This window comes from Sandaracinus amylolyticus (genome assembly GCF_000737325.1).
In the GTDB taxonomy this organism is placed as follows: domain Bacteria; phylum Myxococcota_A; class Polyangia; order Polyangiales; family Sandaracinaceae; genus Sandaracinus; species Sandaracinus amylolyticus.
Window position 1 is genome coordinate 3,286,162 of record NZ_CP011125.1, and the last position, 23,210, is coordinate 3,309,371.

The following is a 23,210-nucleotide window of genomic DNA, read 5'->3' on the forward strand; positions in this document are numbered from 1 at the left end:
CGCTCGGCGTATCATCGGGCTCGCTTTTCGGAGGCGCGCGCGTGAACCAGTCGTTCGGTCGTCTCTCGCTCGTGGTGCTCTCGATGATGATCGTCGTCGTTCCAGGATGCGGCGACGACGACGCGGTCGGGGGCGAAGACGCCGGCGGCATCGATGCCGCGATCGTGCGCTCCGACTCGGGGCAGGCCCCGTTCGATGCGGGCGCGCCCGAGGCGTGCGACGCGCCGGGGACGGTCGAGGACGTCGCGTGCGGGATGTGCGGCCGCGCGCAGCGCTTCTGCACCTCGGAGCGCACGTGGGCCTACGGGCCGTGCATGGGCGAGACGGGCGAGTGCGCGCCCGGCACGACCGACGAGATCGCGTGCGGGATGTGCGGGACGCAGACCGCGCGCTGCACTGCGGAGTGCGTGTGGGAAGCGACGGGCGCGTGCACCGGCGAGGGCGAGTGCACGCCGGGCAGCGAGACGCGCTCGTCGGACGGATGCGCGCCGGGACAGACGCGTCCCGTCGAGTGCGACGACTCGTGCGCGTACGTCGCGGCGGGCGAGTGCGCGGACGACGGATGCACGACGCCGGGCGAGATGGAGACCGTCGCGTGCGGGATGTGCGGCGAGCAGGAGCGCTTCTGCACGATCGACGGTGTGTGGGACTACGACCCGTGCAGCGGCGAGGGCGAGTGCGAGGCGGGCACCACGCGCTCGGTGCCGTGCGGGCGCTGCGGGACGCGCACCGAGCGATGCGTGACCGCGTGCGCGTGGGACACCGGTGGCGCGTGCACCGGCGAGACCGGTGAGTGCGTCCCTGGCGGCACGCGGCGCGATCGCGCGGACTGCGCAGCGGGCGAGACGCGCGCGCAGACGTGCAGCGAGACGTGCGGATGGGTCGACTCGGGGCCGTGCGAGACGACCGTGCGCGACGCGGGCGTCGACGGGGGGCGCGATGCTGGCCCGCGCGACGCGGGCACGCGCGACGCGGGACGTGTCGACGCCGGATCGTGCGCGCCGCAGCTCTCGGCGTGCACCACGACGGCCGACTGCTGCGCGCCCGCGGTGTGCCAGGTGCCCTTCCTGGTCTGCCTCTGATCGGGTCGCGCGCGCTTGGACAACCTGACGCACTCGCTCGCGGGGATCGTCTGCGCGGAGCTGGTCGTCCAGGCGCGGCGCGCGCGCGGTGACGAGGTCGATTCGCGCTGGTCGCGCGCGGCGTGGCTCGTGAGCGCGGGCGCGCACAACGCGCCCGACGTCGACTTCGCGTACTCGTGGATCACCGAGGGCAGGCTCGGGTACCTGCTGCACCACCGCGGGCACACCCACACGCTCGCGCTCGCGCCGCTGATGGCGCTGCTGCCGCTCGTCCTCGCGTGGATCTGGGCGCGCCGCGCGAAGCTCGCGTGGTCGCGCGCCGATCACGCGTGGCTGATCGTGCTCGCGCTCGTCGGGGCGGTCGGGCACCTCTGGCTCGACTTCTCGAACAACTACGGCGTGCACCCGTTCTGGCCGATCGAGAACCGGTGGATCGCCGCGGACTCGATCTTCATCGTCGAGCCGCTCTTCTTCGCGGCGACGATCCCGATGGCGATGCTCGCGACGCGCTCGCGAACGGGGCGCATCGCGTGGGGCGTGGTGCTCGCGATCACGCTCGCGCTCCCGTGGGCCGCGGCGTCGTACGTCGCGTGGCCGTTCGCGCTCGGCACGACGATCGTGGGCGCGTTGGTGCTCGCGGCGACGGCGCGCGTCGATGCGCGGTGGCGCCCGATCGTGGCACTGAGTGCCAGTTTCGGCGTGCTCGTCACGTTCGCGGTCTCGGGCGCGCGCGGCGAGGCGCAGCTGCGCGCGGTGCTCGCGCGCGAAGCGCCGCGCGAGGAGATCGTCGACGTCGCGCGCATGCCGATGCCGACCGCGCCGCCGTGCTGGGAGGCGGTCGTCACGTCGATCGATCGCGCGAGCGAACGCTACGCGATCCACGTGATGCGCGTGAGCGCGTGGCCCGAGCTCGTGCCGGTCTCGACGTGCCTGCGCATGCCGCGCCTCGAGACGACCGCGCCGCTGGTGCGCGCGCCGCGCGAGCTCGATCGCGCGGTGCACCTCGAGTCGACGCTGACCGCGGAGCTCGACGCGCTACGCGCGATCGCCGCCCGGTGCGACGGAGCGGCGTTCCTGCGCTTCGCGCGGGTGCCGTTCGTCGTCGACACGGACGCCGCGATCGTGCTCGGTGACGCGCGCTACGACCGGGAGCGCGGCGAGAGCTTCGCCGAGATGGAGATCCCGCGCGTGCCGCCGAGCGCGAGCGAGTGTCCGCGCTTCGTGCCGCCGTGGACGCCGTGGCGCGCGTCCGATCTGCTCGAGTGATAGGCTCCCGCCGCTTCGTCTCTCTTCGATCGAGAGCGCGAATCGAGGGAAAGGGAAGGTCATGGCGGATCTGAAGGGCAAGACACTCTTCATCACCGGCGCGAGCCGCGGCATCGGTCTCGCGATCGGCGTTCGCGCCGCGCGCGATGGCGCGAACGTGGCGATCGTCGCGAAGACGACCGAGCCGCACCCGAAGCTGCCGGGCACGATCTACACGGCGGCCCAGGAGATCGAGAAGGCGGGCGGCAAGGCGCTCCCGATCGCCTGCGACATCCGCGACGAGAACGCGGTCGCTGCGGCGGTGCAGAAGACGGTCGAGACGTTCGGCGGCATCGACGTGCTCGTCAACAACGCGAGCGCGATCTCGCTGACGGGCACGCCCGACACGCAGATGAAGCGCTACGACCTGATGCACTCGATCAACACGCGCGGCACGTTCGTCTGCTCGCAGGCCTGCATCCCGCACCTGCTCAAGTCGTCGAACCCGCACGTCCTGAACCTCTCGCCGCCGCTCAACATGGAGGAGCGCTGGTTCGCGCCGCACGTCGCGTACACGATGGCGAAGTTCGGCATGAGCATGTGCGTGCTCGGCATGGCGGGCGAGTTCCGCGGCCGCGGCATCGCGTTCAACGCGCTCTGGCCGCGCACGACGATCGCGACGGCGGCGGTGCAGAACCTGCTCGGCGGCGACGACATGATCCGCGGCTCGCGCAAGCCGGAGATCATGGGCGACGCGGCGTACGTGATCCTCACGCGCCCGAGCCGCGAGTGCACGGGCAACTTCTTCATCGACGACGACGTGCTCGCGTCGGTGGGCAAGACCGATCTCAGCGAGTACGCGATCGATCCGACTGCGACGCTGATGCCCGATTTCTTCGTGTGATCGTGGTGTGACGCTCGCGCAGTGACCCGTTCGGTGGTCGTCGAGCACCCTCGAGCGCGTTTCCTGACTTGCCGCGACGGCATTGTCGCGGGAGGACCGGGGAACCAGGTGAGGTCGGGGCGCGCGGTCCCGCCCCGACCTCGAGACGACACACGAGGGACAATGCGAGCGACACGATTCACAGGGAGCCTCTTCTGCCTCTGCCTGATGCTGGGCATCGCGTGCGGCGGCGGCGAGCGACGCGCCGAGTCACCGAGCCCGACGCAGACGGATCGCAGCGCGGACGAGATGGGCCTCGCCGCGGGTGAAGGCGAGGGCACCGCAGGCGCCGAAGAAGCGCCGCCGCCCGCGCCGCCGCCGGTCACGGTGGTCGCGGGCGAGCACGCGCCGATCGAAGGTGCGACGCCGACGCTGCGCATCACGCAGCCGCGCGCCAACCAGGTGATCCGCACCGGCAACGCGATCGTGCGCGTGCAGGTGACGAACTGGCCGCTCGAGGCGCCGCAGGGGCGTCACGTGCACCTGATCATCGACGACGAGCCGTACATCGCGATCCGCGACGTCGGTCAGCCGCTCGATCTCAACGCGCTCTCGCAGCAGCACCTCGGGCACGACCTCGCCGAGGGCACGCACGTCGTGCGGATGTTCCCGAGCCGCGGGCACCACGAGTCCGTGAAGGACGCGGGCGCGTTCGGCGCGGTGATGTTCCACTACCGCACGCGCACCGAGGGCTTCGAGTTCGACGCGACGCAGCCGCTGCTCACGTACTCGCGACCGAAGGGCTGCAACCCCGCGGGCGAGCGCGTGCTGCTCGACTTCTTCCTGACGAACACCGAGATCGGGCCCGAGGGCAACCGCGTGCACTGGCGCATCGACGATCAGGAAGGCGACATCACGCAGTGGGTGCCGCACTGGATCGAGAACCTGCAGGAGGGCGAGCACTCGATCTCGCTCGAGCTGCGCGGCGCGGACGGAACGCCGGTGCCCGGACGCTTCAACTCCACCACGCGCACGTTCACGGTGGCCTCGAGCTGCCCGAGCTGATCGACGCTCGGGAAGAGCGCGGAGGGGGGCGAACCTCGCGCTCGTCAGTGCTCGGCCGCTTCCGTGGGGGGCGGATCGGGGCGGCGCCGTCGTGCAGGGGCAGACGACGGCGCCGCGCCCCGGATCCAGCGTGCGTGCTAAGCGCTCGCGCATGGACGCGAGCGACGGTCTCGACGATGCGGCGCTGTGGGCCGCGTTCACCGGCAAGACGCTGACGCACGCGCAGTGGACGCACCGCGCGCATCTGCGCGTCGCGTGGCTGCACCTGTCGCGATGGTCGCTCGACGAAGCGCACCTGCGGATGCGCGCGGCGATCATCCGACTGAACGAGGTGCACGGGCTCGAGGAGACGCCGGCGCGCGGCTACTTCGAGACGCTGACGCGCGTGTGGCTCGTGCTCGTCGCCGCCGCGCGTCGCGAGCGCGCGTGCGCGTCGTCGCTGGCGTTCCTGCATGCCTTTCCGTCGCTGCTCGATCGCGAAGCGCCGCTGCGCTTCTACACGCGCGAGCGCTTGATGAGCGCGCATGCGCGCAGCGTGTGGGTCGAGCCCGATCGAGCGCCGCTGCCGGAGCCGTGATGCTACGCTCGGCGCCCGAATGGCTCCGCCCACGCTGCTGAGCGCGGTCCGCGATCTCGATCGCCTCCGCCAGATCGTCGCGGTCCTGGTGCGACACGGGTTCGGCGAGATCGTCGCGCGCACGAGCCTCGGCTCGCTCGTCGTCGGCAAGTCGGAGGCGCGCAACAACCAGTCGGTCGGCGAGCGCGTGCGGCTCGTGATCCAGGATCTCGGTCCGAGCTTCGTGAAGCTCGGGCAGATCGTCTCGACGCGCCCCGATCTGATCCCGCCCGAGGTGATCACCGAGCTGAAGAAGCTCCAGGATCGCGTGCCGCCCGTCGCGTACGAGGCGATCAAGGAGCAGATCGAGAGCGACCTCGGCTCGCCGCTCGAGCAGATCTTCGAGAGCTTCGACGCGGTGCCGCTCGCGTCCGCGTCGGTCGGTCAGGTGCATCGCGCACAGCTGCGGACGAGCGATGGTCAGCTGCGTCAGGTCGCGGTGAAGGTGCAGCGGCCGGGCATCAAGACCGTCATCGAGCGCGACGTCGAGCTGCTCTACATCCTCGCGCAAGCGGTCGAGCGCTCGATCCCGGACGCGCGCATCTACTCGCCGGTGAAGCTCGTCAGCGAGTTCGATCGCGCGATCACCGCGGAGCTCGACTTCGGGCTCGAGGCCGATCACGCGATCCGCTTCGCGAAGAACTTCGAGGGCCACCCCGAGGTGCGCTTCCCGAAGATCTACCGCGAGGCCTCGGGAAAGCGCGTGCTCGCGCTCGAGTTCTTCGAGGGCCGCAAGGTCTACGACGCGGTCGCGCAGGGCTTCGATCCCGAGAAGATCACGCGCGCGACGCTCGGCATCATCATCAAGTCGATCTTCGAGGACGGCTTCTTCCACGCCGATCCGCACCCCGGGAACGTGATCCTGATGGGCGTCGCGGACGCGCCGGTGATCGGCCTCATCGATCTCGGGCTCGTCGGTCGCCTGACACCGCAGCTCCGCGACAAGACGATCGATCTGATGGTCGCCGCGGTGCAGGAGGACTACCGCGGCATCGCGGACGCGCTCTACGCGATCGGAACGCCGACCCGGAAGGTCGATCGCCAGGCGTTCGAGGCCGAGGTCGCGATGCTCGCCGAGAAGTACCTCGGCAAGAAGCTCGCGGACATCCAGGTGAGCGCGCTGATCCGCGACCTCGTGCAGGGCGCGACGAAGTACGGCATCGAGATCCCGCCCGACTTCCTGATGGTCGGCAAGGCGATCATGACGGTCGAGGGCGTGGGCAAGGAGATCGCGCCGCACTTCGATCTCTACGAGGAGATGAAGCCGTACTTCTTGCGGCTGCTCGCGAACCGCTACTCGCCCGAGCGCATGCTGCCGGAGCTGCTGCGGAGCGTCGCGCGCATCTCGAGCGCGGCGACCGAGTTCCCGATGCAGGCGCAGGAGATCCTCGAGGACCTGCGGCGCGGCCGGCTCGAGGTGCGCGTGCGCGAGCCGTCGCTCACGCAGGCGTTCGACGTGATCGGGCGCCGCATCTACAGCGGGTTCGTCGTGGGCTCGCTGGTGATGGGCAGCGCGTGGCTCGCGTCGGCGGGGAGCTGGACCGCGAGCGGGCTCTTCTTCGTGATGGCGCTCGCCTGGGGCGGCGCGCACACCGTGCTCGCGATGTGGCTCAGCCGGAAGAAGCGGCCGTAGCTCTCGCGAGGATCGGGAAGCGATCCGCGAACGGGATCGTGCGCGGCGGCGCGAACGTGGGCTCGCGCCCTCCGAGCTCCTTGCGCACGGCGAACGCGTGGCTGCGGTTGCCGACCCACGAGAGCAGGCGCGTCGCGCCGGGGATCGCCTCGCGCGCACGCTCGATCGGCTCGATGATCAGCCGACCTCCGGGCACGAGATAGCGGAACCAGCCGTCGGGCACGCCGAGATCGTCGGCCTTCTCGTCGCCCGCCGTCGCGCGCGTGATCGCGTCGTGCCAGCGCAGCAGGATCGGCGAGATGAGCTGATCGATCGGGCGATCCTTGCGGCTGCCCGTCACCTCGCGCAGCGCGCGCGCGAGCGCGAGCGAGTCCGCGTCGGGCCCCGGCTGCATGTCGTCGATCATGTGCGCGACGTCCATCGCTTCGCGCTCCGACGAAGGCAGAAGCGCGGCGTCGACGCCGCTCAGCCACCCCACGTACCGCCACAGCCGGATGAACGAGTCGGCCTCTTCCGTCGTGTAGCGGAAGCCCATGATGCGCGTCGCGTAGAGCACCGACACCGAGAACGAGAGCGACGTCGCGGCCATGTCGGCCTGGTTGATCGGCACGCCCCAGGCGCGCGCGTCCCAGCGATCCGAGCGCGCGAGCATGCGCCGCACGTGCGCGTGCACCATCCGCACGCGCACCGACGTCTTCCAGCCGTCGCGCCCGCGCTGGAGGCCGCCGACCTGCGAGACCTCGAAGAGGAAACGACCCGTCTCCGCGAGACGTCGCCGCGCCATCTGATCGAGACGTCCGGTGAACGCGAGCGGCTTCACCGCGGCGGCCGAGTGATAGCCGCGCATCAGCGAGAACGCGGAGAGCACCATCGGGCCGCACAGGCCGGTGCGCTGGTACGTGCGCGCCCCGAGCGCGAGCTCGTGCTCGTCGACCCACGCGGGCGGCGCGTCGAGGTGCTCGAACAGCGCGCGCACCGCGGCCGGCGCGGTGCCGTAGTCACCGCGCTCGATCGCGTCGTCGAGCACGCGCCTGCCCTCGGCGCGCGGGAGCGCCTCGAGCGCATCGACCGCGGCGTCGGCGAGCGGGTCGCCGATCATGAAGCAGCGCACGAAGAGGTCCGCGTACGCGCCGTGGATGCGCCGCATCTCCTCGAGGTTCCGCACGCGGCTCGGGAGCTCCTCGGGGACGAGCGGCACCAGCTGCATCGTGGTCACGTTCGCTTCCTCCTCTCCCGCGAGCCCGACGCCTTCGACGACGCCGCGCTCACGAGCGCGAGACCTTGCTTCAAGTAGGCGAGCACACGCTTCGACTCGCGGTCGTCCTCGCGGACGAGGTCGGCGAGCGCGAGCCCTTGGAGCAGATGGAAGATCACGCGCCGGCCCTCCTCGAAGAGCTCGGGCGTGGGCGCGAGGTCGGCGAAGAGCTCGCGCGAGGCCTGCGCGATCACTTCTTCGTAGCGGCGCGCGAGCGGCGCGTAGACCTCGAAGAGCTCGGGATCGGTGCGCGCGGCGAGCGTGATCTCGAGCACGGCTTGCGAGCTCGGGCTCGAGAAGAGCTCCCAGAGGTGATCGACGATCGCGTCGATGTAGCCGGGGCCCTGCGGAAAGCGCTCGAGCGCCTCGCGCAGCTCGGCGATGCGCTTGTCGACCAGGTACGCGACCGCGGCCGCGACGAGCGAGGCCTTGTCGGGGTAGTGGTGCAGCATCGCGCCGCGCGAGACGCCCGCGCGCTCGACGACCTCGCTCGTCGTGGTGCGCGCGTAGCCGAGCTCGACGAGGCACTCGAGCGTCGCCTCCAGGATCGCGCTCTGCGTGGTCGCGGAGCGCTCGGCCTGGGTGCGTCGTCCGTTCCTCGGGCTGCGGTCGTCGCTCGAGGTCATCTGAAACCGTCACTTGATCCTGTTTCCGGATCCAGTTCCAGTCAATCCTGACGGTTTGGTGATGCGGCGCGGGGTCACGTCCCGGATGCGGCGAGGAGCTCGACGTGGCGCAGCGCGGACGCGAGGCGCGCGCGGATCGGCTCGGGGAGCGCGGGATCGACGGGCGGCGCGGGGGGGAGCGCGGGGATCGGCTCGCGCGCGGTGATCGCGCGCTCGATACGCTCGAGCGACGTCACGACGTAGTCCGCGATCGCACCCACCGACGAGGGCGGCGGCGGGTGATCGACCGCAGTGCTCGTGAGCGCGGTCATCGCGCCGGAGATGCGGCGCGCGTAGGTCACGACGTCGAGCGGGAGCGACGCCTCGCGCACGTCCTGTCCGGGCTCGGCGAGCAGGCGCTCGAGCGCGGTCTCCGCGTTCGCGAGCGCGATGGCCACGGCGCGTCGTGCCTCGTCGAGCGGACGCTTCGTCTCGTGCGGAGCGACCCACGCATCGAACGTCGCGCGCGCGTAGGACGTCACGGCGCGCAGCGTGCTCGCGAGCACGTCGGGCATGCGCTCGCGCTCCCACGAGGGCAGGATCGCGAACGCCGTGACGACGCCGATCAGCCCGCCGATCGTCGCGTCCGCGGCGCGCTCGAGCGCGGCGTGCCAGTCGCCGGGGAAGCGCTCCGAGAGCAGCACGAAGACCGGCGTGATGAAGAACGTGAAGAGTCGATAGCTGCGCGGTCGGGTCGCGACCGCGGCCACGGAGAGCGGGAACATGAGCGCGGCGATGACGCGCGGATCGTGCGTCGCGAGCGTGATCGCGACCGCGGCGATGCTGCCGAGCACGCTGCCGCCGACGCGCTCGAGCGCGCGCTTCCACGTCGCGCCGGGGTAGGGCTGCACCACGATGATCGTCGTGACCGCGACCCAGTGCGCGTGATCCGGCGAGACGATCGGTCCGACGAACGCGGCCACCGTCGCCGCGCATCCCACGCGCACGGCGTGGCGCAGCACGATCGAGCGCGGTGACAGCACGTCGCGGAACGCGAGCAGCGTCGCGCGCACCCCGCGCCCTCCCGGCAGCGCGCCGAGATCCGGATCGGCGCCCTCGCGCGGACGATCGATCGTGGAGGCGATCTCGATCACGTCGTGGAGGAGCTCGTCGAGCCGTCCCGCGGTGCTCGCCGGGCGAGGCACGTCGGGCGCGAGACCGCGCGCGATCGAGAACGCGATCGCGCGGTTGGTCTCCGCGGCGCGTGCGAGCGCCGACGCGAGCGGGCCTCGCGCGTCGAGCGGCGCGGCTTCGATCTCCTCGCCGAGCGTCACGAGCAGCACGAGCTCCTGCTCCGCCGTGCCGAGCAGCGCGCGAAGCCCGCTCCCGATCGCCATCGTGCCCGCGCGCCGCGCGCGCAGAGCGAGCGCCACCGCCCGCGCATCCTCGATCGCCGCACGGCACGCGCGGCGGTGTGTGCGCGCGATCGTCGACCACCACGCGTCTCCGTCGGGCGTGCCCGCGAGCCCCGCGTCGCGCAGCGCATCCGCGTACGCGGCGAGCGCGTCCTGCACCCGAGCGACTGCACGTCGCAGCGGGACGTGCGTCCCGATCGGCCAGACGACCGTCGAGAGCAGGAGCGCTTGCGCGGCGCCGGCCGCGAAGAACGCAGCGTCGCGCAGCGGCGAGGCGCTCGGCCGCGCGGTCGCGATCGCCACCACGATCGCGAGGAGGGTTCCGAGCGTCGCGCCCGGCGCGCCGAGCGCGCCGAGCAGCGCGGCGCCGAAGCACGTGACGCCCAGCGTCGCCGCCGCGAGCTCCGCGATGCCCGCGATCGGCTCGGTCAGCGCGATGCCGAGCGCGCCCAGCGCGCCGAACGCGACCACGAGCTGCACGCGCGCGCGACGCGTGCCGCCGGGATCGGCGAGCGTGCCGAGCCAGCCGCCGAGCGCCGTCCACGCGAGCGCCTCGTCCTGCGTCACGTCGACGAGGAGGAACGGGACGAGCGTCGCGATGGCGGCGCGCACGCCCTTCTGGAGGTCCGGCGCCATCGCGAGCACCGGCGCGGGGACCCACGCGCGCAGCGCGTTCCACCTCGCAGCGAGCACGAAGCGTAGTTAGCCCGAAGAGCACTCGCGTCGAGCCTCGACGCGAGTGGGTCTCGGGTTTCGGGCGGGAGGGAGGCTCGGCGGGCTTTGCCCGACGAGGGGAGGGCGCGCCGCACGCGCCCTCCGGAAAGGAAGGGGCTGACGCAGTGCCCGAGTCGAGGTCCACCTCGACTGGGCGCCGCGTTGGCGCGCGAGCGGCGTCACTGCGATGCGCGGTTCTTGTCGACGATCGCGCCGATGATGATCAGGAACGCGCTCAGGCGGACGAGGTAGACGAGCGCGCGCGCCTCGTAGTCGGCGGGCACGAACGCGACCGCGACCCAGTTCACCGCGAGCAGCGCGAACGCCGCGGAGAACATCACGAAGAAGCGATCACGGCTCTCGCGCCAGAAGCGCAGGAACGCGAGCGACGCGACGATGCTCGCCATCGTGAGCGCACCGTAGAGCAGATCGCGGAGGTGCTCGATCATCGCGGTTCCCAGATCAGTCCGTAGACCAGAATCGCCATCCCGATCGCGGCGATCACGGTGCGCCACAGCGAGAGGTCGTAGTTGGGCCCGAGGAGGAAATCGACGAAGAGGAGGATGTTGTTCAGCGCGAGGCTCACGAAGCAGATGCTGCTCCAGAGCAACAGGCGCGAGCGGCTCCCGCGATACCCGCGCACGAGCAGGACCGCGCAGGTGAGGCTCGTCGCCGCGCACAGCAGGTACACGACGACCGGCACGATCGACGTCACTTGTCCCTCCGCAGCTTGAACGCGTCCGCGAACGTCCGGATGACGTCGTTCGGCTTCGAGAAGATGATCTCGATGACGCTCACCCGGCGCTCCGGGTAGACCTTGGCGAGGCCCTCGACCGCCGCGTGCATCGCAGGATCGTTGGGCGCGTAGCGGAAGCGACCTGGACTCGCTTCGGTCAGCAAGCCGCGCGCCGCCAGATCAGCGAGGCGATTGCCCGCCGAGATCGACGCGATCCGGAGCTCCTTGGCGACCTCCTCGGCGTTCCAGTCGCGCTCGGCGTGGCCGCGCAACAGAAGGAGGATCTCCAGCTGCTCGACCGACACGATGTGCTCGACGAGGAACCGATGGACGTCGTCGGGGATGCCGATGGGAGATGCCACGAAAGGAGCCGCTGCCGGGGATGTGCGGGGTAGCCGGGGCGGAGGCCGAGGCCGCGTGATGGTGCGGGTTGCTACAGGTGTCGCGGATCTGGGCACCCGAAGTCAGGTCACAACCCCCCCCCGGAGTAGTGATGTGCGCCCGCGCCCCGGCGGGGGTTGTGGCCGCAGATGCGGGAGCTAGGTCCCTCGCCTCGGAGCCCGTGAGAGCAGGACGGAGGCTGGATCTCCGCTGCCCCCGGGCGCCACTCGGAGGGAGTCGATGGGGAGCCGCGAGAGCGCCGACGGGAGCGAGAAGCGCACCAAGCGCAAGCCCGCGAAGGCGGTGAAGAGCCGTACCGCCGCGCACGAGGCCAACGGCAGCATCAACGGCCACACGGCCGCGCGCGCGGCCGCGAACGGGCGTGACGATGGCAAGGGCCGCGCCGCGGCGGCGTCGCGCGATCTGCCGGCACGTGCTCCGACGTCGGCGAAGACGGCCGCATCGCGCTCGCGACAGGGCCGCTACGAGCTCCCGGGCGCCGACACGATGTACAACGCCGTCGGCAGCGCGGTGCCGGTGACGGAGTGGGATCGCCTGTCGGCGCTGAGCCGCGCCGAGGTCGATCACCTCGTCGACGTCCTCAAGGCGCTCAAGCAGGGCGACTTCACCGTCCGCTTCGAGTACGAGAAGACCGGCATCCTCGGACGCGCCGGCGAGCTGCTCAACGACATCATCGGCCTGAACGAGCACATGACGACGGAGCTGGTGCGCATCAGCCGCGTCGTCGGTCAGGAAGGCAAGATGCACGAGCGCGCGTCGGTCGGACCGGCGAAGGGCTCGTGGGCGGCCGGCATGACGTCGGTCAACCAGCTGATCGGCGATCTCGTCGCGCCGACGAACGAGGTCGCGCGCGTCATCACGGCGGTCGCGCGCGGAGACCTCTCGCAGAAGATGGTCCTCGAGATCGACGGCCGTCCGGTGCGCGGTGAGTTCCTCCGCATCGGCACGACCGTCAACAGCATGGTCGATCAGCTGAACTCCTTCGCCGCCGAGGTCACGCGCGTCGCGAAGGAAGTCGGCAACGAAGGCAAGCTGGGCGGTCAGGCGGACGTCAAGGGCGTCAGCGGCACCTGGAAGGACCTGACCGACAACGTCAACGGCCTCGCCGCGAACCTGACCGCGCAGGTCCGAAACATCGCGAAGGTCACGACGGCCGTCGCGAAGGGCGACCTCTCGCAGAAGATCACCGTCGACGCGAAGGGCGAGATCCTCGAGCTGAAGAACACCATCAACGTGATGGTCGATCAGCTCTCGTCGTTCGCCTCCGAGGTGTCGCGCGTCGCGAAGGAAGTCGGTACCGAGGGCAAGCTGGGCGGTCAGGCCGAGGTCAAGGGCGTCAGCGGCACCTGGAAGGATCTGACCGACAACGTCAACGGCCTCGCCGCGAACCTGACCGCGCAGGTGCGCTCGATCGCGAAGGTCACGACCGCAGTCGCGAACGGGGATCTCTCGCAGAAGATCACCGTCGACGCGCGCGGCGAGATCTACGAGCTGAAGAACACCATCAACACGATGGTCGACACGCTCCGCTCGTTCTCGGCCGAGGTCACGCGCGTCGCGAAGGAGGTCGGCTCCGAGGGCAAGCTGGGTGGCCAGGCGGACGTCAAGGGCGTCTACGGCACCTGGAAGGACCTCACCGACAACGTCAACGCGATGGCGTCCAACCTGACCGTGCAGCTGCGCGACGTCAGCAAGGTCGCGACTGCGATCGCGAATGGCGACCTGACTCAGAAGATCACCGTCGACGTGAAGGGTGAGATTCTGCAGATCAAGGACGTCATCAATCGGATGGTCGATCAGCTGAACTCCTTCGCTGCGGAAGTGACCCGCGTCGCGAAGGAAGTCGGCGACGAAGGAAAGCTCGGTGGTCAGGCCGAGGTGCGCGGCGTCAGCGGCACCTGGAAGGACCTGACCGACAACGTCAATGGCCTCGCGGCGAACCTGACTGCCCAGGTCCGCAACATCGCGAAGGTGACGACGGCCGTCGCGAATGGCGATCTGACTCAGAAGATCACCGTCGACGCGAAGGGCGAGATCCTCGAGCTGAAGAACACCATCAACGTGATGGTCGATCAGCTCTCGTCGTTCGCCGCCGAGGTCACGCGCGTCGCGAAGGAAGTCGGCACCGAGGGCAAGCTCGGCGGTCAGGCGAACGTGAAGGGTGTCAGTGGCACCTGGAAGGACCTGACCGACAACGTCAACGGTCTCGCGTCGAATCTGACCGTCCAGCTGCGCGACGTGTCGCGCGTCGCGACGGCGATCGCGAACGGCGATCTGACCCAGAAGGTCACCGTCGATGTGAAGGGCGAGATTCTCCAGATCAAGGACGTCATCAACAAGATGGTCGACCAGCTGAACTCCTTCGCTGCCGAGGTGACTCGCGTCGCGAAGGAGGTCGGCACCGAGGGCAAGCTCGGCGGTCAGGCCGAGGTGCGCGGCGTGCGCGGCACGTGGAAGGACCTGACGGACAACGTCAACGTCCTCGCGGCGAACCTGACCACTCAGGTCCGTAACATCGCGAACGTCACGACCGCAGTCGCGAACGGCGATCTCTCGCAGAAGATCACCGTCGATGCGCGCGGCGAGATCCTCGAGCTGAAGAACACCATCAACGTGATGGTCGACACGCTCCGCTCGTTCTCCGCGGAGGTCACGCGCGTCGCGAAGGAAGTCGGCACCGAGGGCAAGCTCGGCGGTCAGGCGGACGTGAAGGGCGTCAGTGGCACGTGGAAGGACCTGACGGACAACGTCAACGTCCTCGCGGCGAACCTGACGACTCAGGTGCGCAACATCGCGAAGGTCACGACCGCGGTCGCGAAGGGCGATCTCTCGCAGAAGATCACGGTCGACGCGAAGGGCGAGATCCTCGAGCTCAAGAACACCATCAACACGATGGTCGACACCCTGAACTCGTTCTCGGCCGAGGTCACTCGCGTCGCGAAGGAGGTCGGCACCGAGGGCAAGCTCGGCGGTCAGGCGGACGTCAAGGGCGTCTACGGCACCTGGAAGGACCTGACCGACAACGTCAACGCGATGGCGTCGAACCTGACGGTCCAGCTGCGCGACGTGTCGAAGGTCGCGACGGCGATCGCGAATGGCGACCTGACTCAGAAGATCACCGTCGACGTGAAGGGCGAGATTCTTCAGATCAAGGACGTCATCAACAAGATGGTCGACCAGCTGAACTCCTTCGCTGCGGAAGTGACCCGCGTCGCGAAGGAGGTCGGCACCGAGGGCAAGCTGGGTGGCCAGGCGGACGTGAAGGGCGTCTACGGCACCTGGAAGGACCTGACCGACAACGTCAACGCGATGGCGTCGAACCTGACGGTCCAGCTGCGCGACGTGTCGAAGGTCGCGACGGCGATCGCGAATGGCGACCTGACTCAGAAGATCACCGTCGACGTGAAGGGCGAGATTCTTCAGATCAAGGACGTCATCAACAAGATGGTCGACCAGCTGAACTCCTTCGCTGCGGAAGTGACCCGCGTCGCGAAGGAAGTCGGCACCGAGGGCAAGCTCGGCGGTCAGGCCGAGGTGCGCGGCGTCAGCGGCGTCTGGAAGGATCTGACCGACAACGTCAATCACATGGCCGCCAACCTGACGAAGCAGGTGCGCGGCATCGTGAAGGTCGTGACCGCGGTCGCGAACGGCGATCTGAGCCAGAAGTTCGTGCTCGAAGCGAAGGGCGAAGTCGCCGCGCTCGCCGAGACCATCAACAACATGACCGACACGCTGCGCATCTTCGCCGACCAGGTGACGACGGTCGCGCGCGAGGTCGGCATCGAAGGAAAGCTGGGCGGTCAGGCGAAGGTGCCCGGCGCCGCCGGCACGTGGCGCGATCTGACGGACAACGTCAATCAGCTCGCCGGCAATCTGACCTCGCAGGTCCGCGCGATCGCCGAAGTCAGCACCGCAGTCGCGAAGGGCGATCTCTCGCGCTCGATCACGGTCGAGGCGCAGGGAGAGCTCGCTGCCCTGAAGGACACGATCAACCAGATGATCGGGAACCTGAAGGACACGACCGACAAGAACCAGGAGCAGGACTGGCTGAAGACGAACCTGGCCCGCTTCTCCGGCATGATGCAGGGCCAGCGCAACATCGTCTCGGTCGCGCAGCTGATCATGAGCGAGCTGACGCCGCTCGTGGATGCGCAGCACGGCGCCTTCTACCTCATGGAGGAAGAGGAGCCGCGCGAGCCGCTGCTGCACCTCATCGCGAGCTACGGGTTCGGCGGGCGTAAGAGCCTCGCGAACAAGTACAAGCTGCGCGAGAGCCTGATCGGTCAGTGTGCGTTCGAGAAGAAGCGCGTGCTGCTCGGTGACGTGCCCGAGGGCTTCATCTACATCGCGACCGGGATGGGCGAGGCGCCGCCGCGCAGCGTCGTCGTGCTGCCGGTGCTCTTCGAGGGCGAGACGAAGGCGGTCATCGAGCTGGCGTCGTTCAAGACGTTCAGCGCGAACCACCTCACGTTCCTCGATCAGCTGATGGACTCCATCGGCGTCATCCTGAACATGATCTCGTCGAGCATGCGGACGGAAGAGCTGCTCCAGCAGCTCAAGAAGTCCAACGCGGAGCTCGAGGCGCAGGCGGCCGAGCTGAACGACAAGGCGAAGCTGCTCGAGGTGAAGAACAACGAGGTCGAGCTCGCGAGCCGCTCGCTGGAAGAGAAGGCGGAGCAGCTCCAGCTGATCTCGAAGTACAAGTCCGAGTTCCTCGCGAACATGTCGCACGAGCTGCGGACGCCGCTGAACAGCCTGCTGATCCTGTCGAAGATGCTCGCCGACAACGTGCAGGGGAACCTGACGCCCGAGCAGGTGAAGTTCGCGCAGACGGTCTACACGTCGGGCAACGATCTGCTCTCGCTGATCAACGAGATCCTCGATCTGTCGAAGGTCGAGGCGGGCAAGATGCCGATCGATCCGCGCATCGCGCCGACCGACGAGGTGCGCGACTACCTCGAGCAGACGTTCCGGCACGTCGCGCAGCAGAAGTCGCTCTCGTTCGACATCCGGATGGAGCAGGGCGTGCCGCCCGAGCTCTACACCGACATCTCGCGTCTCCAGCAGATCCTCAAGAACCTGCTGTCGAACGCGTTCAAGTTCACCGCGCAGGGCGGCGTCACGCTCACCATCGGCCGCGCGCCGAAGGATCGCGGCGAGAACGTGGTCAGCTTCGCGGTGACGGATACCGGCATCGGCATCGCGCACGACAAGCAGAAGCTGATCTTCGAGGCGTTCCAGCAGGCCGACGGAACGACGAGCCGCAAGTACGGCGGCACGGGCCTCGGCCTCACCATCAGCCGCGAGATCGCACGTCTCCTCGGAGGCACCATCGAGGTGAAGAGCGAGATCGATCACGGCAGCACGTTCACGCTCTACATCCCGGCGAGCTACGCCGGCGCGGAGTCGGTCCGCGCGCTCGAAGACGGCCCGAGCGTGGTCGACGGCACCGTGATGATGCTGCCCGAGGACGCGAGCTTCGCGGGGACGAAGGTCCTGCTCGTCGACGACGACGTGCGGAACCTGTTCGCGCTGCGGACGATCCTCGAGGCGCGGAACATCCACGTCCTGCACGCCGAGAACGGTCGGATCGCGCTCGAGATGCTGCAGACGCATCCCGACGTCGATCTCGTGCTGATGGACACGATGATGCCCGAGATGGACGGCCTCTCCGCGACGCGGGCCATCCGAGACATCCTGCAGTTCCAGACGCTACCGATCGTCTCGCTGACCGCGAAGGCGATGAAGGGTGATCGCGAGAAGGCGATCGAAGCGGGAGCCACTGATTACGTGACGAAGCCGGTCGACCCCGACAACCTGCTGGCGGTCGTGCACCGTTGGCTCCCGAAGCGCCGTAGCGCAGCGAGCGTGCCGTCGTGATGCCCGACATCCGCGTGAGCAACGGCGATCCGCTCGCCGCGATCCGTCCCAGCGTGCTGCTGGTCGACGACACCCCCGCGAACCTGATCGCGCTCTCGGCGGTGCTGAGCCCGCTCGGAGTGCGCCTCGTCGAGGCGCGCAACGGGCGGGAGGCGCTCGAGCGCGTGACGCACGAGCCCTTCGCGGTCGTGCTGCTCGACGCGCAGATGCCGGAGATGGACGGCTTCGAGGTCGCCGAGCACATCCGCAAGCTCGATCACGGCCGCGAGGTCCCGATCATCTTCCTGACGGCGATCCATCGCGACGAGCTCTACGCGCGGCGTGGCTACGCGAAGGGCGCCGCCGACTACATGACGAAGCCCTTCGACGCCGACATCCTGCGCGCGCGTGTGAAGGCGTTCGTCGATCTCTTCCGCCAGCGCGAAGAGGTGCGTCGCGCGCAGCTCGCGCTCCGCACCGAGGAGCGCGACGAGGCGGTGCGTCGGCTCGTCGCGTTCGAGCGCATCGCGACCGCGGTGCTCGAGCGACAGGACCTCGACGCGTTCCTGCACGAGCTGCTCGACATCTTCGCGGGCGCGACCGACGAGGTCGACTCCGCGGCGATCCTGCTGCGACAGCGCGACGAGCTGCGCCTCCGCGCGGCGGTCGGGCGCATCGCGCAGCACGATCTCGCGCGGGCGTCGGAGAAGATCGGCGAGGGCTTCGCGGGTCGCATCGCCGCGACCGGACAGCCGTGGGAGATCGGCGAAGCGGCGAGCTCGCCGATCGTCGTGAGCCCGTGGGTCCGCGGCGGCGACACGCGCGCGATCTTCGGCGTGCCGCTGACGAACGACGGCGAGGTGCTCGGCGTCGCGTTCCTCGCGTCGAGCCACACCGGCGCGTTCGCGCAGCGCGACAAGCGGCTCTTCCTCGCGGTCGCGGAGCGCGCGTCGTGGGCGGTCGCGAAGTACGAGGAGCGCACGCGCCTGCGCGACGTGCTCGAGGCGTCGCCGGCGCTGATCGCGATCACGCGCGGGCCCGATCACTGCTCCGAGTTCGCGAACCCGGCGTTCAAGGAGTTCTTCAACGACGCGGGCCGTACGGGGGTGCGCCTCGCGACGCTCGGCATGACGGGCGCCGCGCTCGCGGTGCTCGATCACGTGTACCGCTCGGGCGAGATGGTGAGCTCGCGCGAGCTGCCGCTGGTCGTCGACTGGCGTCCCGGCGAGCCGCCCGACACGCGCTATCTCGACGTGACGGCGCAGCGCCTCCGCACGCCGATCGGCGCGGCGGACGAGCTGCTCGTGTTCGCGGTCGACGTGACCGCGCAAGTGCGCGCGAGGCAGGACCTCGAGAACCATCAGGCCGAGCGCGCGCGTCTCCTCGAGAGCGAGCGCGCCGCGCGCCAGGAGGCGGAGGTCGCGAACCGCGCGAAGGACGAGTTCCTCGCGACGGTCTCGCACGAGCTGCGCACGCCGCTCAACGCGATCATCGGGTGGACCGCGATCGCGCGCGCGCAGGCGCCGGCGGAGCTCGATCGCGCGCTCACGATCATCGAGCGCAACGCGCGGTCGCAGGCGCGGATCATCGAGGACGTCCTCGACGTCTCGCGCATCATCAGCGGCCAGCTGCGCCTCGAGCCGCGCGCGCTGCAGCTCGCCGATCCGCTCTCCGCGGCGGTCGAGTCGGTGCGGCCCGGCGCGGAGACGAAGGAGATCGCGCTCGAGATCGACGTCGCGCAGGACGTCACGCTCGTCGCGGATCCCGAGCGGCTCCAGCAGATCGTGTGGAACCTGCTCGCCAACGCGATCAAGTTCACGCCGCGCGGCGGACGCGTCGCGCTGCGTGCGAAGCGCCAGGGCGAGATCGCGTGCATCGAGGTGATCGACAGCGGCCAGGGCATCGATCCCGCGTTCCTGCCGCGCGTGTTCGATCCCTTCCGCCAGGCGGACGGATCGACGACGCGCCGCCACGGCGGCCTCGGCCTCGGCCTCGCGATCGTGAAGCAGCTCGCGGCTGCGCACGGCGGCACGGTGCGCGCGCTGAGCGAAGGGCTCGGGCGCGGCGCGACGTTCCTCGTGGAGCTCCCGATCGGATCGCGCCCGACGCTGCAGCACGGCGTGACCGGGCTCGATCGCGAGCCGGTCGTGCTGCACGGCACGCCGGACGTGCGGCTCGATGGCCTCGACATCCTCGTGGTCGACGACGAGGAGGACGCACGCACGCTCGTCGCCGAGGTGCTCGGCGCGCGCGGCGCGAAGGTGCGCAGCGCGTCGAGCGCGGGCGAGGCGCTCTCGCTGTTCGAGGCAGCGTGCCCCGACGTCCTGGTGAGCGACATCGGCATGCCGGATCGCGACGGGTACTCGCTGATCCGCGCGATCCGGAAGCTCCCGGCGTCCCGCGGCGGGCGCACGCCCGCGGTCGCGCTCACGGCGTACGCACGCAGCGAGGACGTCGAGCGCGCCTTCTCCGCGGGCTTCCAGCGGCACGTCGAGAAGCCGGTGGACCTCTCGAAGCTCGTCTCGCTCGTGGCGAACCTCGGCGGTCGCTCGTTCGGCAGCGCGTAACAAGCTCCTTCGGGTCTAGGATCTCGGGCGAGGGAGCGTGTCGATGAGCACGGGAGCGAAGAAGGCGGAAGGCGCGCTGGCCGCGGCGGCGCTGGAGTTCGAGCGCGAGCTCGAGCGCTACGAGCGGCTCGCGTCGGAGCTGCAGCGCACCGAGGTGAGCTCCGAGAAGACGCTGGCGCGCAGCAAGAAGCTGCTCGCCGATGCGTCGGAGTCGGAGCAGCGCCTCGGTGGTCTGCTGGGCGGTCTGCTCGCCGCGATGAACGGCGCGCGCGACACGCAGCAGACGAGCATGGAGCACGTGCTCGGCGCGGCGAAGCGCATGCAGGTGCGCGCGGCGGAGCTGCAGACGCTGCTCGATCGGTTCACGAAGCTCGGCGCGGCCGCGCGCGAGGTGCACGGGCCGGTGGCGCAGGTCGCGGAGCGGCAGGCGCAGGGCGCGACCGCGGACGAGCTCCTGCCGGCCCTCAACGAGGTGCGCGGGCGCATGGACTCGGTGATCACCGAGGCCGAGGCGATCGCGGGGCTCGCGCGCGAGGGCAACTGGCCCGATCTGGTGCGCGAGGCGAGCGCTCTGCGCGATCAGGTGCAGGCGATGCGCAATCGCGTGCTGCACGTGCAGCGCGACGTCGCGCAGCGCGCGACGTCGTGACGTGACGATCGGCCGAGGAGCGCAGGATGCGCTCCTCGGCGTCACGTGCTCAGCCGGGCGCGTGACAGACGGCTTCGACGTTGTTGCCGTCGGGATCGAGCAGGAACGCGCCGTAGTACGTCGGGTGGTAGTGCGCGCGGATCCCCGGCGCGCCGTGATCCTTCGCGCCCGCCTCGAGCCCGATGCGATGGAACGCGTCGACCGCGGCGCGCGTGCCCGCGACGAACGCGACGTGCCGCGGGGTGGACGACCCGCGCGCTTCGATGACCCAGTAGATCGGCTTCTCGCCCGGTCCGTACGCGCACATGCGCTGCTCGGGCCACTCCGGGTTCCAGCTCGCGGTGAGCTCCATGACGCACCGATGGCCGAGCGCGGGCATCACCGCGTCGTAGAAGCGCTTCGTGGCGGCGTAGTCGGTCGCGTAGGTGCTCAGGTGATCGATCATCGTCGGGTCCTCCTGCGCCCGAGGAGAGCACCGCGACGCGCGCGACGCTTGACCGTCCGTGCGCATCACGACCGGAGGCGGATCCAGACCTCGGTGCGATGCTGGTCGGGCGGTGTGTCCTGCGGCGTGAGGTAGTGCTCGATCACCGGCTCGGGCGCGAGCTCGGCGCGGGTCGTCGGCGCCCAGCGCCCGAGGAGCGCGAGGTACGTCGAGCCGATCGTGTGGTACGGCCCGACGTGCAGCGCGACGGCGTAGCGTCCGCCGGGGATCGTGCGTCGCTCGAGGCCGCTCGCGGGGCCGGGCGCGAGCGAGGTCTCGATGCCCACGTCGCTGCGCAGGCGATCGCGCGCGGTGACCTCGGGATCGTCGTGATAGAGGCCGACGACGCGCGCCGCGCCGGGCACCACGCCGCGCGCCCCGGCCCACGCGAAGACGTGCCCGAACGCTTCGTCGAGCATGCTGCACGAGCCGACGTGACGCCGAACCACCACGTCGAACGGCGCGATGTCCCGGAGCTCGACGGCGCGCTCCTGGATCGATCCCACCGCGCGCAGCGACGACTCACCGCGATAGCGCGAGGGCGGCATCCCGAACAGATCGCGGAACGCGCGCGTGAACGCCTCGTGGGATCCGTAGCCCGCCTCGAGCGCGATCTGCACGACGGGCAGCTCGGACGCGCGGAGGCGTCGCGCAGCGCGCTCGAGACGAAGGCGGCGCGCGTGCTCTTCGACCGACTCACCGACCACACCGCGGAACACGCGATGGAAGTGATGCAGCGAGAACCCCGCGAGCTCGGCGAGCTCGGCGGGGACGGGGGGCGCGTCGAGGCGCGCTTCGATCGCGCGCTGCGCGCGCGCGATGCGTGCGCGGTAGTCGATCTCGGTGGACGCGTGTCGGGCCATGCGCCTCGCCACGTCTAGCATGCTCGACGGACGTCGACGCTCGTGGTCCTCTTCGCGGATGCGCGTGATCGCTCGTTCGTTGCTGATGCTCTTCGTGGTGGCGTGTGGATCCGACGACGACGTCGCCGTCGACGCGGGACACGACGCAGGGCTCGACGCCGGCCGTGACGGCGGCACCGACGCGGGGCCGCTGCCCGAGTGCGGCACGGGCTCGCCGCTCGCGCTCGCCAGCTGCGTCGAGCGCGCGCGCTACGAGGCCGACGTCGAGAGGATCGCGCAGCCGCGCGAGCCGGAGTCGGCGCACTGGCAGTCGGTGCAGGACCTCTGCGCGTCGCGGCTCGAGGCGCTCGGCTTCGACGTGGAGCGACACGACTACGGCACCGGCATCAACGTGATCGGCACGCGCCTCGGCACGACGACGCCCGAGCGCCGCGTGATCGTCGGCGCGCACTACGATCACGTCGCGGGCTGCGAGGGCGCGGACGACAACGCGAGCGGCGTCGCGGGCGCGCTCGAGGTCGCGCGTGTGCTCGCGCAGAGCGATCACGCTCGCACGCTGGTCGTCGCGTGCTGGGACGAGGAGGAGCGCGGTCTGATCGGCTCGATCGCGCACGCGACGCGCGCGCGCGAGGCGGACGAGGTGATCGACGTCGCCTTCGTGCTCGAGATGATCGGGTACACCGACGACACGCCGGGCTCGCAGAGCCTCCCGGTCGGCGTCGACGTCGTGTTCCGCGAGGCAGCGCGCGAGGTGGAGGAGCGCGAGTCGCGCGGCGACTTCATCGCGGTGGTGGGCGATCCGGGATCGCGATCCGCGATCGACGCGCTCGAGGCGCACGCGGACCGCATCGGTCTGCCGTTCATCCGCCTCGACGTGCCGGCTTCGTTGCTCGCTTCGCCCGCGGCTGCCGACCTGCGTCGCTCCGATCACGCGGCGTTCTGGCAGCGCGAGTATCCCGCGCTGATGGTGACCGACACCGCGAACTTCCGATACGACCGCTACCACTGCGCGGCGGGCCCCGACGTCACGTCGCAGCTCGACTTCGAGTTCGCGTCTCGTGTGGTGCGCTCGGTGGTCGCCGCCGCGGCGACGGCGCTCGACGCGCCCTGAGCGCGCGCGCTCGGCGTCGACACGTC

Annotated in this window: 18 protein-coding genes; 10 read left to right on the forward strand and 8 right to left on the reverse strand. The window is 70.2% G+C overall.

Annotated elements, in window-relative coordinates; all coding sequences use genetic code 11:
• Positions 1 to 41 precede the first annotated feature (41 nt).
• The 6 genes from DB32_RS13810 (at position 42) to DB32_RS13835 (ending at position 6,524) form a co-directional block, all read left to right on the forward strand.
• On the forward strand, positions 42 to 1,082 hold the full coding sequence (locus tag DB32_RS13810; protein WP_053232931.1) for a hypothetical protein: 1,041 nt from the start codon (positions 42 to 44) through the stop codon (positions 1,080 to 1,082).
• Positions 1,083 to 1,097: 15 nt separating this feature from the next.
• Positions 1,098 to 2,348, forward strand: a complete 1,251-nt coding sequence (locus DB32_RS13815; RefSeq protein WP_053232932.1) for a metal-dependent hydrolase — start codon at positions 1,098 to 1,100, stop codon at positions 2,346 to 2,348.
• A 61-nt stretch (positions 2,349 to 2,409) separates the two neighbouring features.
• Positions 2,410 to 3,231: an SDR family oxidoreductase gene (locus DB32_RS13820; protein ID WP_053232933.1), complete on the forward strand. Its 822-nt coding sequence runs from the start codon at positions 2,410 to 2,412 to the stop codon at positions 3,229 to 3,231.
• A gap of 162 nt (positions 3,232 to 3,393) precedes the next feature.
• Positions 3,394 to 4,275, forward strand: a complete 882-nt coding sequence (locus DB32_RS13825) for a hypothetical protein (protein ID WP_169791442.1) — start codon at positions 3,394 to 3,396, stop codon at positions 4,273 to 4,275.
• A 151-nt stretch (positions 4,276 to 4,426) separates the two neighbouring features.
• Entirely contained in the window at positions 4,427 to 4,852 is a 426-nt protein-coding gene (locus DB32_RS13830) for a hypothetical protein (protein WP_053232935.1), read from the forward strand.
• A 19-nt stretch (positions 4,853 to 4,871) separates the two neighbouring features.
• On the forward strand, positions 4,872 to 6,524 hold the full coding sequence (locus DB32_RS13835; protein WP_053232936.1) for an ABC1 kinase family protein: 1,653 nt from the start codon (positions 4,872 to 4,874) through the stop codon (positions 6,522 to 6,524).
• On the opposite strand, the gene DB32_RS13840 is transcribed toward DB32_RS13835, so the two are convergent.
• From DB32_RS13840 to DB32_RS13865, 6 genes are all read right to left on the reverse strand, one after another.
• Positions 6,502 to 7,731 (reverse strand): oxygenase MpaB family protein, encoded by a 1,230-nt coding sequence (locus DB32_RS13840; protein WP_240481352.1) that lies wholly within the window; start codon positions 7,729 to 7,731, stop codon positions 6,502 to 6,504. The two genes, DB32_RS13835 and DB32_RS13840, sit on opposite strands and share 23 nt — an antisense overlap.
• Positions 7,732 to 7,736: 5 nt before the next feature.
• Positions 7,737 to 8,405 carry a TetR/AcrR family transcriptional regulator gene (locus DB32_RS13845; protein ID WP_053232938.1) on the reverse strand — a complete coding sequence of 223 codons (669 nt, stop codon included), beginning with the start codon at positions 8,403 to 8,405 and terminating at the stop codon, positions 7,737 to 7,739.
• 74 nt (positions 8,406 to 8,479) lie between these two features.
• The gene (locus DB32_RS13850) at positions 8,480 to 10,492 is read right to left on the reverse strand and encodes an FUSC family protein (RefSeq protein WP_053232939.1); all 2,013 of its coding nucleotides are present in this window, start codon (positions 10,490 to 10,492) and stop codon (positions 8,480 to 8,482) included.
• A 200-nt stretch (positions 10,493 to 10,692) separates the two neighbouring features.
• Positions 10,693 to 10,962, reverse strand: coding sequence for a DUF5985 family protein (locus DB32_RS13855; protein WP_053232940.1), 270 nt, complete (start codon positions 10,960 to 10,962; stop codon positions 10,693 to 10,695).
• The gene (locus DB32_RS13860; RefSeq protein ID WP_275935473.1) at positions 10,959 to 11,228 is read right to left on the reverse strand and encodes a DUF5985 family protein; all 270 of its coding nucleotides are present in this window, start codon (positions 11,226 to 11,228) and stop codon (positions 10,959 to 10,961) included. Before DB32_RS13860 ends, DB32_RS13855 begins: the two co-directional genes overlap by 4 nt.
• Positions 11,225 to 11,554, reverse strand: coding sequence for a hypothetical protein (locus DB32_RS13865; protein ID WP_240481198.1), 330 nt, complete (start codon positions 11,552 to 11,554; stop codon positions 11,225 to 11,227). Before DB32_RS13865 ends, DB32_RS13860 begins: the two co-directional genes overlap by 4 nt.
• A 316-nt stretch (positions 11,555 to 11,870) precedes the next feature.
• On the opposite strand from DB32_RS13865, the gene DB32_RS13870 reads away from it, so the two are divergent.
• Genes DB32_RS13870 through DB32_RS13880 form a run of 3 tightly spaced genes read left to right on the forward strand, consistent with a single transcriptional unit; the run spans position 11,871 to position 20,726 of the window.
• Positions 11,871 to 17,531: a HAMP domain-containing protein gene (locus tag DB32_RS13870; protein WP_275935474.1), complete on the forward strand. Its 5,661-nt coding sequence runs from the start codon at positions 11,871 to 11,873 to the stop codon at positions 17,529 to 17,531.
• Entirely contained in the window at positions 17,531 to 20,077 is a 2,547-nt protein-coding gene (locus DB32_RS13875) for a response regulator (protein ID WP_053232941.1), read from the forward strand. The genes DB32_RS13870 and DB32_RS13875 overlap by 1 nt, the downstream gene beginning before the upstream one ends.
• A gap of 43 nt (positions 20,078 to 20,120) precedes the next feature.
• On the forward strand, positions 20,121 to 20,726 hold the full coding sequence (locus DB32_RS13880; protein WP_157069026.1) for a hypothetical protein: 606 nt from the start codon (positions 20,121 to 20,123) through the stop codon (positions 20,724 to 20,726).
• Between the two features lie 49 nt (positions 20,727 to 20,775).
• Here DB32_RS13880 and DB32_RS13885 read toward each other — a convergent pair whose 3' ends face one another.
• A complete protein-coding gene (locus DB32_RS13885; protein WP_053238803.1) occupies positions 20,776 to 21,171 on the reverse strand; it encodes a VOC family protein in 396 nt (131 codons plus the stop codon).
• Positions 21,172 to 21,236: 65 nt separating this feature from the next.
• On the reverse strand, positions 21,237 to 22,073 hold the full coding sequence (locus DB32_RS46700; protein WP_053232943.1) for an AraC family transcriptional regulator: 837 nt from the start codon (positions 22,071 to 22,073) through the stop codon (positions 21,237 to 21,239).
• Between DB32_RS46700 and DB32_RS13895 the strand changes: the two genes are divergently transcribed.
• Complete coding sequence (locus DB32_RS13895; protein WP_083457370.1) at positions 22,072 to 23,184, forward strand: M20/M25/M40 family metallo-hydrolase; 1,113 nt, start codon at positions 22,072 to 22,074, stop codon at positions 23,182 to 23,184. The genes DB32_RS46700 and DB32_RS13895 overlap by 2 nt on opposite strands.
• Positions 23,185 to 23,210: the final 26 nt, after the last annotated feature.